This window comes from Lacinutrix iliipiscaria, from assembly GCF_042686125.1.
In the GTDB taxonomy this organism is placed as follows: domain Bacteria; phylum Bacteroidota; class Bacteroidia; order Flavobacteriales; family Flavobacteriaceae; genus Oceanihabitans; species Oceanihabitans iliipiscarium.
On sequence record NZ_JBHUOV010000002.1, the window covers coordinates 459360 to 472876 of the forward strand.

At 33.5% G+C, this 13517-nt stretch carries 15 protein-coding genes and 1 tRNA gene; 7 read left to right on the forward strand and 9 right to left on the reverse strand.

The genetic code is table 11. The annotated features are described in order from the left end of the window. Nucleotides 1-63: 63 nt before the first annotated feature. The 4 genes from ACFS5M_RS09125 to ACFS5M_RS09140 all read right to left on the reverse strand — a co-directional run bounded on the left by ACFS5M_RS09125 (nucleotide 64) and on the right by ACFS5M_RS09140 (nucleotide 3014). A tRNA-His gene (locus ACFS5M_RS09125) sits at nucleotides 64-139 on the reverse strand. Between the two features lie 76 nt (nucleotides 140-215). Next, entirely contained in the window at nucleotides 216-932 is a 717-nt protein-coding gene (bshB1, locus tag ACFS5M_RS09130) for a bacillithiol biosynthesis deacetylase BshB1 (protein ID WP_183488070.1), read from the reverse strand. A gap of 17 nt (nucleotides 933-949) precedes the next feature. Next, complete coding sequence (gene rlmF, locus ACFS5M_RS09135) at nucleotides 950-1843, reverse strand: 23S rRNA (adenine(1618)-N(6))-methyltransferase RlmF (protein WP_183488072.1); 894 nt, start codon at nucleotides 1841-1843, stop codon at nucleotides 950-952. Next, the gene (locus tag ACFS5M_RS09140; RefSeq protein ID WP_183488074.1) at nucleotides 1836-3014 is read right to left on the reverse strand and encodes a trans-sulfuration enzyme family protein; all 1179 of its coding nucleotides are present in this window, start codon (nucleotides 3012-3014) and stop codon (nucleotides 1836-1838) included. Before ACFS5M_RS09140 ends, rlmF begins: the two co-directional genes overlap by 8 nt. A gap of 97 nt (nucleotides 3015-3111) precedes the next feature. On the opposite strand from ACFS5M_RS09140, the gene ACFS5M_RS09145 reads away from it, so the two are divergent. Continuing rightward, nucleotides 3112-3396 carry a DUF2188 domain-containing protein gene (locus ACFS5M_RS09145; RefSeq protein WP_183488076.1) on the forward strand — a complete coding sequence of 95 codons (285 nt, stop codon included), beginning with the start codon at nucleotides 3112-3114 and terminating at the stop codon, nucleotides 3394-3396. A gap of 204 nt (nucleotides 3397-3600) precedes the next feature. On the opposite strand, the gene ACFS5M_RS09150 is transcribed toward ACFS5M_RS09145, so the two are convergent. Beyond that, complete coding sequence (locus ACFS5M_RS09150; RefSeq protein ID WP_183488078.1) at nucleotides 3601-5007, reverse strand: MATE family efflux transporter; 1407 nt, start codon at nucleotides 5005-5007, stop codon at nucleotides 3601-3603. A 178-nt stretch (nucleotides 5008-5185) separates the two neighbouring features. On the opposite strand from ACFS5M_RS09150, the gene ACFS5M_RS09155 reads away from it, so the two are divergent. Further along, nucleotides 5186-5761 (forward strand): pseudouridine synthase, encoded by a 576-nt coding sequence (locus ACFS5M_RS09155; RefSeq protein ID WP_183488080.1) that lies wholly within the window; start codon nucleotides 5186-5188, stop codon nucleotides 5759-5761. A 20-nt stretch (nucleotides 5762-5781) separates the two neighbouring features. Here ACFS5M_RS09155 and ACFS5M_RS09160 read toward each other — a convergent pair whose 3' ends face one another. Further along, entirely contained in the window at nucleotides 5782-6381 is a 600-nt protein-coding gene (locus ACFS5M_RS09160) for a glutathione peroxidase (RefSeq protein ID WP_183488083.1), read from the reverse strand. A 150-nt stretch (nucleotides 6382-6531) separates the two neighbouring features. On the opposite strand from ACFS5M_RS09160, the gene ACFS5M_RS09165 reads away from it, so the two are divergent. Beyond that, entirely contained in the window at nucleotides 6532-6906 is a 375-nt protein-coding gene (locus ACFS5M_RS09165) for a hypothetical protein (RefSeq protein WP_183488085.1), read from the forward strand. Here the strand turns inward: ACFS5M_RS09165 and mscL are convergent. Further along, nucleotides 6903-7349 (reverse strand): large conductance mechanosensitive channel protein MscL, encoded by a 447-nt coding sequence (mscL, locus tag ACFS5M_RS09170; protein ID WP_183488087.1) that lies wholly within the window; start codon nucleotides 7347-7349, stop codon nucleotides 6903-6905. The genes ACFS5M_RS09165 and mscL overlap by 4 nt on opposite strands. A gap of 123 nt (nucleotides 7350-7472) precedes the next feature. On the opposite strand from mscL, the gene ACFS5M_RS09175 reads away from it, so the two are divergent. Together ACFS5M_RS09175 and ACFS5M_RS09180 are read left to right on the forward strand one after the other, a co-directional pair. Continuing rightward, on the forward strand, nucleotides 7473-8057 hold the full coding sequence (locus ACFS5M_RS09175) for a hypothetical protein (RefSeq protein WP_183488089.1): 585 nt from the start codon (nucleotides 7473-7475) through the stop codon (nucleotides 8055-8057). Nucleotides 8058-8073: 16 nt separating this feature from the next. Further along, on the forward strand, nucleotides 8074-8370 hold the full coding sequence (locus ACFS5M_RS09180) for a hypothetical protein (RefSeq protein WP_183488091.1): 297 nt from the start codon (nucleotides 8074-8076) through the stop codon (nucleotides 8368-8370). A gap of 46 nt (nucleotides 8371-8416) precedes the next feature. Here the strand turns inward: ACFS5M_RS09180 and ccsA are convergent, their stop codons facing one another. Then, nucleotides 8417-11590, reverse strand: a complete 3174-nt coding sequence (gene ccsA / locus ACFS5M_RS09185; protein ID WP_183488099.1) for a cytochrome c biogenesis protein — start codon at nucleotides 11588-11590, stop codon at nucleotides 8417-8419. Between the two features lie 101 nt (nucleotides 11591-11691). Beyond that, entirely contained in the window at nucleotides 11692-12096 is a 405-nt protein-coding gene (locus ACFS5M_RS09190) for a group III truncated hemoglobin (RefSeq protein WP_183488102.1), read from the reverse strand. 88 nt (nucleotides 12097-12184) lie between these two features. Between ACFS5M_RS09190 and ACFS5M_RS09195 the strand changes: the two genes are divergently transcribed. Both ACFS5M_RS09195 and ACFS5M_RS09200 read left to right on the forward strand, forming a co-directional pair. Continuing rightward, nucleotides 12185-12982 carry a Rossmann-like and DUF2520 domain-containing protein gene (locus ACFS5M_RS09195; RefSeq protein WP_183488104.1) on the forward strand — a complete coding sequence of 266 codons (798 nt, stop codon included), beginning with the start codon at nucleotides 12185-12187 and terminating at the stop codon, nucleotides 12980-12982. Continuing rightward, complete coding sequence (locus ACFS5M_RS09200; protein ID WP_183488106.1) at nucleotides 12983-13513, forward strand: KdsC family phosphatase; 531 nt, start codon at nucleotides 12983-12985, stop codon at nucleotides 13511-13513. Nucleotides 13514-13517: the final 4 nt, after the last annotated feature.

Below are 13517 nucleotides of genomic sequence, written 5' to 3' on the forward strand. Positions count from 1 at the left end.
TTTATTTATGCTCATCTTATGGCACAAAAAAAGCCTCTTAAAACTAAGAGGCTTTTTACTTTTGGGTGGAAGACCGGGTTCGAACCGGCGACTTTCGGTACCACAAACCGACGCTCTAACCAGCTGAGCTACAACCACCATGTAGCATACATTTGTAATGCGAATGCAAATGTAAATCTTTTAGGATATACTGCAAAGATTTTTTTTAAATATTATTACTTCAAATCAAACAAACTTTCTACAGCTGCATATCGTTCTGTCGTAAAGCCTTCGGCATGACTTAGGCCTACCAATCTGCCTAAATCTCTTGCTCTATACAACACACTATCTGTAAAATTCTGACTTGAAATTGGTGTCTCTGGTGCTTTACTATTGGCATCATAAAATTGAGTTTTATAAGCCAAAACCGCATCCATTTTTTGATTCGCAAATCCTGATATATCAACCACGAAATCGGGTTCAATGTTTTTCCATTGTATATAATGATACACCTGCTTAGGTCGCCATAAATCTTGTGATTGCCCTTCGACTTCTGTTTCTATTTTAATTAAACCACTTAAAAAACAGGCGTCGCTGACTAACTGACTTCCTTTTCCATGATCAATATGTCTGTCGTCAATAGCATTACACAACACAATTTCTGGCTGGTACTTTCTAATCACTTTTATAATATCTAATTGATGCTGTCTGTTATTTACAAAAAAACCATCTGCAAAACCTAAGTTTTCTCGCACAGAAACGCCTAGTATTTTTGCCGCTTGCCTAGCCTCTTGTTTTCTAGTTTCAGCAGTGCCACGAGTGCCTAATTCGCCTCGTGTTAAATCTATGATACCTACTGTTTTCCCGTTGGCAATTTCTTTGGCAATAGTGCCTCCACAGCCTAATTCAACATCATCAGGATGTGCTCCAAAAGCTAATATATCTAGTTTCATCTTTAATCAATTATGAATTACGAATTTACAACTATAAAATCATTTTGCTCAGCTTCAGTTAAAAAAGTCCACGCCACAATACGACTCACTTTATTTCCTAATTGCATAGGAATGATTTTAACTTGTGTCGCTCCTAATTTCTGAAATGATTTTTGCATAGACTTAACTAAGTCTTTTTTAGAAACTAAGCTAGTAAACCAAAAACACTGGGTTTTATATAATGAGCTCTCATATAAATAATTATGCAAAAACGCTTTTTCACCACCTTCATACCAAAGTTCATTAGCTGTTCCACTAAAGTTTCTAATTGGAGCTGCGTTACCTAATCCTTTCATTTTACGTTGCGTTGCTTCTAAAGCTTCTTGCTCGCTTCTATAAAAAGGCGGATTACACAGACTTAAAACGAAAGCATCAGAAGACTTTATAACGCCTTTAAGTATCTGAGATTTTTCAGCTTGCAAGCGCAATTCAATAGACTCAGAAAAACCATTCTTATCAATAATGGTTTGTGCATAACTCATCGCTTTAGGATCAATATCAGTTCCTACAAAATGCCATTGGTAAACCGAATGTCCCAACAAAGGATAAATACAAGTCGCTCCTACACCAACATCTAATACGTGTATAGGCGTTTTTAGTGTGTAAGGTTTGAGCAATTGATTTAAATGATGTATATAATCTACGCGTCCTGGAATTGGTGGGCATAAATGAGCGTCAGGAAAAGTCCAATATTCAATATTATAATATGCCTTAAGTAACGCTATATTTAATGCTTTAACCGCTTGTGGGTCTGCAAAATTGACTGTAGTACTACCATGAGGATTCTCAAAAACAAAAGGTTCTAAAGCAGGATGTATTTGAATTAATTCTTTAAAATTATAGCCTTTTTTGTGTTTATTATTTTTATGCATTAGTTTTCATCAGTTCAGGGTTCAAGGTACAACTTATAGCGTGCTCTATATCTTTAATCAAATCTTTTTTAGATTCAATCCCAACCGAAAACCGAATTAATCCATCAGATATGCCTTGCGCTTTCCTAGATTCTGGAGTTAATAAAGCATGCGAAGTTTTTGCAGGTAAAAGCATGGTGCTTTCGATACCTGCTAAACTCATTGAAGGTTTAATTAATTTTAACGCTTTTAAAAAGGCAGAAGCATTAATATAATCTTTCAATTCAAAAGACAACATCGCACCATAACCCTTCATTTGTTTTTTAGCAATCGCGTGATTAGGGTGACTTTTTAAACCAGGATAATACACTTTAGCAACAGCTTCATGCTGATCTAAAAAACGAGCTAACTTTTTAGCATTACGTTGCTGAGCTTTAACTCGAATAGCCAATGTTTTCATACTACGTTCTAACATCCAAACGGTAAAATCGCTTAAACTACCACCTAAAGCAATACTAGTTTGCCAAATCGTATTGATATGTGCTTGACTCGTTGCTACAGCACCTGCACAAATATCTGAATGTCCTCCAAAGTATTTGGTCGCAGAATGCAGGACAATATCAATACCAAAATCAATTGGCTTTTGAATAATTGGAGTTGCAAAAGTATTATCAATAACAGAAGTAATCTCCTTCGATTTGGCTAGAGTTGCAACAGCTTCAATATCGACTAATTTCAATAACGGATTAGAAGGCGTTTCAATATAAATAAGTTTAGTATTGGCTTGAATGCAAGCCTTAAAAGAACCGAGCTCCAGATCTTTGGTAAAACTATATTCGATATTATAATCCTTAAAATGTTTTTCAATTAAGTTTCGAGTGCCACCATAAATATCGTTTTGTACAACTACATGATCGCCTGACTTTAAAAAAGCAAGCATAACAGTACTAATAGCTGCCATTCCAGAACCAAAAATTTGTGCAGCTTCAGCATGTTCTAAGGCTGCAATTTTTTTAGCTAAATAGTCCTGATTTGGCGTATTAAAATAACGTGGATAACGTTTCACATCTACATCCATAAACTCATAAGATGAAGATAAATATATAGGTGATACTGCACCTTTAAATTGTTCATCTGGAATTTCACCAATATGAGTACAAATCGTATTAACACCTAAATTTGACTTTTTCATAAATGACATGATTTTATATGATATAAAGTTATGGAAAAATGTTATCAATATAAGTGTTTCAAAAAAATACTATCTTCGACTATTATCTCATTACAGCATGTCGAAAAATAGCACATCAAAATCTTGGATTAAAGTCTTAATTGAGCTCTTTGAAGCTTTTTTTGAAAGCTCACGAAGCAAAAAGAGAACTTGGCATCAACACGTGGTACCACACGATTACGGTTGGGCTGTACGTCGCGAAGGCAACAAACGTATTACATCTAAACACAAACGTCAAGACACAGCCATTAGAAAAGCCAAAAGCATAGCCAAAAAACATAATGCCGATGTGATTATTCATAGGCAAGATGGCACGATAAGAGACCGAATTAATTATGACTAATTTAAATCGATTAAAAGAATTTTGTTAGCAAAACTAATCATTTGTATTTCTAGAACGCTTGATTATTTCTTTCAATCGGTTTTTACGTAAAGTAGCCTCTGCTTTTTTCTTATTCGCTTTTTGTGCCATCAATTTTGAATGCTTGGCTTTATTCTTTGTATTTTTTTGTCCTTTAGGTTTTGGCATCATTAAGAGTCATTAAAACTAAACTTCTACTAATTTCCACTTTCCTTTTTTAAACCAAATAATTCCAACCACAGCAATTAAGACTTCTGCTAAGGTTATGGCTGTAAAAACACCAACTGGTCCAAAATCTAAAGTAATTGCCATCACATAAGCAAAAGGCAATTGAATGAGCCAAAAGCAGACAAAATTAATATATGTTGGTGTTTTTGTATCACCAGCACCATTAAAAGAGTTAATAACGACCATACCATAAGCGTAGAAAATGTAGCCAGCTGCTAAGACTCGTAAACACAAAGCTCCGTTTTTAATAACTTCTGTTTCGTTAGTGAATAGAGTTAAAATTTGTGTGGCAAAAAGTAAATAAACAACAGACACAATGCCCATAAAAATAGCAGCATATTTTCCTGTTTTCCAAACCGAAGCTTCAGCACGATCTGGATTTTTTGCACCTAAATTTTGTCCGACTAAAGTTGCTGCAGCATTACTCATTCCCCAAGCAGGAAGCAAGGTAAACATCATCACACGAATTGCAATCGTGTAACCTGCTAATACTTCACTACCAAACTCAGACATAATCCGCATTAAAAACACCCAACTTGATGTTCCAATTAAAAACTGCCCAATACCACCTAAAGACACTTTAATCAAATTAAACATTACACTAACGCGAAGCACTAAATCTTTTACTGTGATTTTTATCTTACTATATCCAAAAAACAAAATGGCCAATTGAAAAAGTACTGCGGTTCCACGTCCTATCGTTGTCGCAATAGCAGCACCTTCTACACCATATGCAGGAATAGGTCCGAAACCAAAAATAAACATAGGGTCAAGGATAATATTGAGGCCATTTGATAAAATGAGTGTCCACATGGCAATAGAGGCATTTCCAGCACCACGAAAAATAGCATTGATTAAAAAGAGAAGCATAATAGTGATGTTTCCTCCAAGTAAAACCTGAGTATATCCATAACCTTCAGCTATTAAATCTGGTTCTGCTCCCATAAGACCTAACAGTTCTTTTGGATAAATAATTCCAAGAATAGAAATAATTACAGACACAGAAACACCAAGAAAAATAACTTGTACAGCTGCTTGACTTGCGCCTTTTAAATCCTTTTCGCCAACACGTCTGGCCACAACAGCAGTTGCTGCCATACATAAGCCAATAGCAATGGCATAAACTAAAGTGACTACAGATTCTGTTAAACCAATGGTAGCAACAGCATTAACACTAACTTGAGAAACATAGATAATATCGACTAGTGCGAAAATTGATTCCATAAGCATTTCCAGAATCATAGGAATAGACAACATGAAAACAGCTTTACGAATACTTCCTGTAGTAAAATCTAAGTCTTTACCGCTAACTGCAGTTTTAAAATGTTTAAGTAATTGTTTGAATGAGATTGTATTTGATTGCATAGTTTTGTAAATAAAAAATAAGACATAGCTAGGCAAATAAGTACCTAACATAAAAAAGGTCGAAAAGAATTCCGACAAGCCGAACTGTTTGTTTAAGCAATCATAAAGCAAAGGTGAGTTTTTATTTTAAGCTTTGCAATTATTTTTTTTTAATGAATATCTTGTATATTATTACATTATGACGCTCAATTCTCATCAACATTTCATTCTTCATAAACCTTATAATTATTTAAGTCAGCTGATTAATAACCAGAACAAACGAAAAAATAAAAACCTTCTTGGAGCACTTTATAATTTTCCAGAAGGCACGATGGCAATTGGTCGATTAGATGAAAACTCGGAAGGGCTTTTATTTTTAACGACTGATGGAAAAGTTAGCGAATATATTAGAAGCTCTAAAATTGAAAAAGAATATTATGCCCAAGTTGATGGAATAATGACTTCTGAAGCTCTGCAACAATTACAGACAGGTGTGGATATTGGAATTAATGGTACGACATACAGGACGAAACCTTGCAATGCTCAATTAATTGAATCTGTTGAGCATTTGCCTCTTGCAAAGCGAAAAGTTCGCGACGCTCGTCATGGACCATTATCATGGATTTCTATTACACTTACAGAAGGCAAATACAGACAAGTTCGTAAAATGACAGCAGCTGTTGGTTTTCCAACTTTAAGGTTAGTTCGTGTACGTATAGGAGATATTAAATTAAATTTAGAAGCAGGCGAAGTACTAGAAGTTGGTGCGTTTTAATTCTTACAGTTATAGAACGATTACTTCCCTTCTATCCAATTAATAATACTTTCATCAATAGGTAATACTTTAGGCTGAACTACACGAACCAAATGTCCGTTTTCATCTAAAAGATACTTTTGAAAATTCCAAGTTACTTCGTTGTCTTCCAACCCATTTTTTTCTTGTTGAGTTAAGAACTGATAGACTTCATGCATGTCATTACCTTTAACAGAAACCTTAGACATCATAGGAAAAGTTACACCATAATTCTTCGTGCAAAACTCTGCAATATCAGTATTGCTTCCTGGCTCTTGAGCACCAAAATTATTAGCTGGAAAGCCTACAATTGTAAAATCTTCGTCTTTATAATTATCGTATAATTCTTGTAAGTTTTTATATTGAGGCGTTAGACCACATTCGCTAGCAGTATTAACAACCATAATTTTTTTTCCTTTTAAATTCGAGAAATCAAAAGTCTTCCCATAAAGGTCAATCACTTGAAATTGATGTATTGTTAGTTTTTTCATAAGTTGTTCAGGTTGTTCTTTCGTTTCAATAGCATTAGTCTTTTCATTTTTTGGCTTTGAATTGCAGTTCATGACTAGCAAACAGACAATAATATGTGGTAAATATTTCATTTTATGAAGATACAAAAGTGCTCGTTATAAAAAAAGCAAATAAGTAAACCTCTGTATTGAAGACTGTTAGTGCAAAAAACCTAAACTATAACTTGCTCTTTGACAAATAATTAGCTTTGATTTTAAAATATTTTTTGTATCTTTCGGGTTATGATAACTGCAGATAAAAAAGAAAATTTCGAATTTTTAAAGGAAAGTATAACGTATTTAGAGAACAAAGGCTTTGATAATATTCAAGCTGATGTTGAAGGATACGTGACACCAAAGTCATATCTTAAAAAAGGAAGTGACATTACAATCACACCAGATATTATTGCTGAAAAAGCTGGTAGAAAGCACTATTTTGAAATTGGTTTAAAAAGCGAAGAACCAACACTTCTAAAGTCAAAATGGCGATTTTTAGACGTACTTACTAGAATGCGTGATGACCGATTTAAGGTTATTACACGTCGTGGTCATTATAAATTCACGCAAGACATGCTAGATGATTTAAATTTGGACAAAGAGCCTATTAAATTGTCTTAACTTTTAGTTTTATTTAATAATTTATTTTGTTCTTCCATTAGGTCTGTGAGCTTTGTTAAAAGCTCAATATCTTTTGGTGTAGTTACTGTGGTGTCATTTGTATCTTGAGCTTTATTACGTAAACGATTCATTGCTTTAACAACAATGAATACCGTTAAACCAACAATAAGAAAATCTAAAGTAACTTCAAACAAAGTACCATATTCTATAGCCACTTCTTGGGTTGTATGAATTCCTTCTGTATTAACTACTGCTTCCCTAAGTATATACCTTTTGTCTTGAAAATTTAATCCATCTGTCATTAATGACAAAGGAGGCATCATTACTTTTTTCACTAAAACATCTATCACTTTATTGAAAGAAGCTCCAATAATTATACCTATAGCCATATCCATCATATTCCCTTTTACAGCAAACTCTTTAAACTCTTGAAATAATTTCATATCATCTATTTATTAGAGCACAAATATATTGGTTTCAATAAAAAACATCTAGCAAAAATTAAAGTAGGAATTTTAAAAAAAATAAATTATTTTTATTAAGCTATTAATCAACACCTTATAATCATGAAAACTAAACATGCCTTTAAGTACGCCGCTTTATTACTTTTATTATTCACAACTTTAAACAGCTGTTCTTCAGACAATGGTGATGGAGGATCATCTGGCGACATCGATTATTATATACGCTACGAAGTCAATGGAACTCTTATTGAATTTTTATTTAATGGAGACAACCATATTGATAATGCTTATGGGAATTTTAACCTCATTGACTCCGGAAACAATATTGCATCAATTGCCGCAGGTAGGCATGAAATTGGGAATGACGAAAGTCTTCTATTATCCATTAGAAACCCAAGTGAAATTCAAATAAATACGACCTATTCAAATTATATGTCGGCAACTACAACCCAACCTGAGGTTTTATTATTCACTTATTTAGATACTGGAGGTACTTCCTTTGGGACTTTTAATGAAGATGATTTAACGAACTTATATCCAGCTGCTGTTGCTAACGCAAAAATTCTTTTTTCTGAAGTGACTACAACATATATGAAAGGGACTTTTTCAGGGAGGTTCTATAATTCTAACGATAATTATATAGAAATAACTAATGGTGAATTTAAAGTGATTCGCTCAGACCTATAACCATAAAACAAAAATTATGAAATCTGATATTTATTTAAAAATCGTATTAACTATCATTGCGATTAATTTAACATTCGCTACATTAAAAGATGTAAGTATTATTCCTGAAGCACATGCTAATTCTATAAGTGAACTTAACAACAATGTCACTATTCCAACGAATGAAGATGGTTCAATAAATGTTAAAATATTACCATCTGAGACGATCAATGTTAACCTTACTCAAATTGATGGCAGTCAAGTTCCTACAACAACAAAATATTACATGAATGGTACGCCATACTATCCAATGATAGTCGCCAATGCAAACTAAGAAAATCAAATAAATAAAAACGTAGAAGCGTAATTATACGCTTCTACTATTTCTTATAATATTTAATGTATTTGCGATAACCAAAGAATCCTAAAATCGCAACTATAGCACAAGATATTCCAATTATTTGAACACTCATAATCTGATCTCCACTAGCGTAAGAATGTAAGCCAGCCAGATAAAAATTCACCCCAAAATAGGTCATCATAATACTTGCAAAAGCAATTATTGACATGAGGTTAAATCCGAAGCGTCCTCGTAATCCTGGTACTAATCGCATGTGAATAACGAATGCATAAATCATAATACTTATTAAAGCCCAAGTTTCTTTAGGATCCCAGCCCCAATAACGTCCCCAACTTTCATTAGCCCACATACCACCTAGAAAGTTTCCAATAGTTAGCATCACTAATCCAACCGTTAAAGCCATCTCATTAATAATGGTAATCTCTTTAACATTAAGCAACATTTTTTGCTTATTCTCTTCAGTGGTGAATATCATTAAAATTAGCGAAACTACACCTAAGATCATACCTAATGTAAATGGACCATAACTCGCTACAATAATTGAAACGTGAATCATCAACCAATAACTATTTAAAACAGGTTGTAAATTAGCAATCGCTGGATCTAGCCAGTTTTGGTGCGCAAAAAATAATATAATAGATGCAACAAAAGCTGTTGAAGCAATTGTTAAATCACTTTTTCTTCCGAAAATTAATCCAAATAACATAGATGACCAAGCGACATATAACATGGTTTCATAGGTATCACTCCAAGGTGCATGACCAGAAATATACCAACGCACTATAAGTCCAATAGTATGAGCAATAAATAATACAACTATTAACCATTTACAAATAGTAACAGCGAGATTAATCCAACTTCTTTTACTATTTAGTATTTGCATTATTAGAAATACAAACATTAAAAAGCCTGCAAGCAGATAATATCTATAAAGCTTTTTAAAGATATTATACTTATTATATTTAATCTCTGCATCAATTTTAGTTTCGGAAAGCATTACTGCACTACCATACTTATCTTGAGTCTTTTTAAAAGATTCAAGCAATTTTTCAGCTTCAGAGAAATCTCCAGTTTGCTTTGCTTTATCGAGCGTAAATAAATACGCTGAAAATCCTGAGTTAATAAAGTTACCATAAAGCGAATCGGAAATCTTGGTCTTATAATTATCTTTTCGATACTCTAAAGGAGAAATCCACTTATTATTATAATCGTCTGGAACAGGGAATATTTTTAGGGTTAAACCTTCAATCGCATTAGATAAAACATTTACACGCTGATCTGCTAACTTAAGCTCTTTTTGGTAACCATTGGGCGATTTAGTCTTATAGGCATCTTCTAAATATGGACTCAGTTTATATGATAAGTTCTTGTCGAAAAAATCGACAACGGTTGCATACTTGGCTGTTTTTGGTATTCCTAAAATCGTTTTAAGTGAATCTGTCTTCTGAGGTGTTAAATAAATAATAGGCACATTATACCATAACAAAGGGCTTTCACTTATTGATAGTAATATTTGGTTTGGACTCAGGCCTGCATAGGTGTCTTTGTGATGTATTTTTCTAACAAGCTCTGAAGCATAGGTATTCATTGGCATCATTCTACCACTTAAATCTTGAATAACCAATCGCCCAAACTTATCTGCGTGTTCTTTTGGTGTAGCATTTGCCAGTAAAATAGAGTCGATCTGTTCTGGCGTAGGTTGTTGATGTTGTTCTTCTTGAGAAAACATTTGCAATCCAAAACACAAGAATATTAGTGTTGTAAGTTGTGCCTTCTTGGCTTTTATTTTCTTCAAGTGTCGGCGTAAATCTTCAAATCGAGCTCCTTTAGAAAAGAGGACAGCAATCATTCCGAAGAACAACATAAAATATCCAAAATAAGTAATCCAAGTACCCCAAAAATCATGATTTACAGAAAGAATCGTTCCTTTTTCATCAAGATCAAAATTAGACTGAAAGAATTTATACCCTTTATAATCTAGAATGTTATTCATAAAAATTCTATAATCAAAATCTTCAGCCGTTTTATCCATAACCGTAACTTCACTCGCATAAGATGAATAACTTTTTTCGGTGCCTGGATAACGCTCTGCAATAAAATCATTCAATTTTATTTCAAAAGGTAATTCTAGTACTTTTGCACCATAGCGAAAAGCAAAATCTAGCCCTCCTACTTTAATTTGTTTAAAAGCATTGTTTTTATATTGACCGCCTAACAATCCTACAGTTTCAGTTTCACCATTAGTAGTGACTTTTAAAACGATACCATCTTCATCACCTTTAAGGATTTGTGGCTTTTGTACAATATCAAAATGTCCTCTAACGACAGGCTTAGGAAATACCATTTGCATATTACCAATTACATAACGCGAGCGCAAGTGAAGTTGTTGAATACTATCTTTAACTAATTTTCCTGTGCTACCAGTAGCCATCGTCATATATTCACCTTCAAAAGGCGATTCTATATTAAGCATATGACCATCTCTAGTAATATTGATAGCGCCATCTGTAGGCTTATCTAAAGCAATTAATACATTATGAATACTTTGAACTTGACCAGATTTCAAAAAATGGTTATGAGGTCCAGAACCACCTGCTTCAACAATTTTGAGGTACTCTTCTCCTGTTTCATCAGGAACAATATCTTCTTCTGCTCCAGCAACAAATCGTTCTAGCTCTATGGTAACAGGTTGCTCGTGGTATTTCGTATTTACTTTATAAGAGTTGTTTAAACGTCTTGAAAAATCCACTTCGTGTTCTAAAGGCAAACGCTGAGGCACACCATCAATTTTATAATCGCCATCAATGTATGCCGTGATGTATGTTTTTTGTGATAAGAATTTATTTTCAGTGGCACCTTCACGAATGGCCATCATACCTTCAAAACTAGCATATCGCGTAATAAATGCGCCTAAAAGAATAAAAATGAAGGCTAAATGTAGTACTAAGGTTGCCCACTTTTCTTTTTTATACAATCGGAATCTAAAAATATTTCCCACAAAATTAATTACAAAAAAGCCCATTATAGCTTCAAACCATAAGGTATTATAAATTAAATTTCTGGTGTAAGGTGTTGGTGATGTATCCATTCCAGCATCCATAAAGGTACCAACAGCCATAGCTGTTGCGAATAAAATAAATAAGATTGCTGTTAGTCGAGTAGAGAAAAGAATTTTGGCAAGTTTATCTAACATAATAATAAGCCTTTTTTAGGTCGTGCAAATTTAAGGATTTTTGTTTGTTTAAATATGAAAACAAATCAAATATTGTGTTAAAAAATGAAGTGTATTAAGATTTACTTGTTTTGTCTAGCTTCGTAGATTTTCATATACATAAAAGTTCCCATTTTACGAGCTCTACGTTTGGCATTTTCTGCTATATCACCAACAAAAAGTTCGTCAATAGTTTGAAACCATAAATTGAGCCAAACCCCAAAATGCAAATTTTCAATAGAATGTTTAAACTTCTTATCTACTTTCACATGAGCATCTAGCGGATTCCCGTAATATTTTTTTTCGAGTCGTCTTGTCATAAAAAGGCTTGTTTCCCAAAAACTAGTTAGGCGATCTAGATGAGTTTCCCAATCATCGATGGTATCATTAAAAAAATAGCCTATGGTTTTATCAGCCCGAACTTTATCATAAAAAGTAGAAACCAATAAAAAAATATCTGCTCTAGTATTTATATCCTTTTTTGTCATCAAATCAAAATTAAGCTTTATTTTCAAAGTGAAATTAAAAATTAACAATTCATAATTCATAATTGGTAATTCTTAGTATTTTAGCATTATGATTTCAGTAGTATTACTTGGCGCAGGAAATGTCGCAACTCATTTATTTAAAGCTTTCAACAAGGCTATTGAAGTTTCTGTTAATCAGTGGTATAGTCGAAATTTAAAACCTCTTGAGTCATACAAAAACTTAGTGAATATCACAGACGACCTCACTAAACTTCAAGATGCAGATCTCTATATTTTAGCAGTGAGCGATGATGCGGTTTCAGACATTTCATCACAACTGCCTTTTGAAAATAGATTAGTGGTTCACACCTCAGGAAGTGTAAGTATGTATGATATTGATAAAAAACATAAACGCGGTGTTTTTTATCCATTACAAACGTTTAGCAAAGATGCAGATGTTGATTTCTCACAAGTGCCTTTATGTATTGAAGCTTTAAATAATAAAGAGGATCGTCCTATTTTAAAAAAGTTAGCAAAAGCTATTGGAAGTCAGCCTCATAAGGTTAATTCCGACCAACGCGCTGCGTTACATGTGGCTGCAGTTTTCGTGAATAATTTCACAAATCAAATCTATAGAATAGCGCACGAAATCACAGAGTCTCAAGGCGCAGAGTTCGACCTTTTAAAACCGCTTATTAAAGAAACTGCTCGCAAGTTAGATGACCTTTCCCCATTTATGGCTCAAACTGGTCCAGCAAAGCGAAATGATAAAAAGACGCTAAAAAAACATATAAAAGCGCTAGAAGACCAACACCATAAGGCCATTTATGAATTACTCACAAAGTCAATTCAAAAAACGCATGGCTCACTAATAAGACGAGTAAATAACTCCAATAAAAACAATTAAATGGAAGAAAAAAGCTATAAAGAATACCTCAATCAGATTACCACATTTATTTTTGATGTTGATGGTGTGCTAACTGATGGAACAGTTACCGTAACCACCTCTGGAGAAATGTTGAGACGCATGAACATTAAAGATGGCTATGCACTTAAAACCTCTGTTGATAAAGGCTATCATGTGTGTATTATTTCTGGAGGAAGTAATGAAGGTGTGAGAAAACGTTTAGAAGGTTTAGGGCTTACAGATATCTATTTAGGAGCACACAATAAAATAGACCAGCTCAATGACTACCTAAGTAAACACAACTTAAAAACAGAAAATGTATTGTATATGGGCGACGATATACCTGATTTTCCTGTAATGAAATTAGTAGGCTTACCTTGTTGTCCTCAAGATGCTGTCCCTGAAATTAAAGCTATTTCTAAGTATGTCTCTCATAAAAATGGAGGAAAAGGCGCTGTTCGTGATGTTATAGAACAAGTGCTTAAAGTACAAGGAAAATGGAATGGAAGTTTTGACGCAAAGTATGATTAATCTT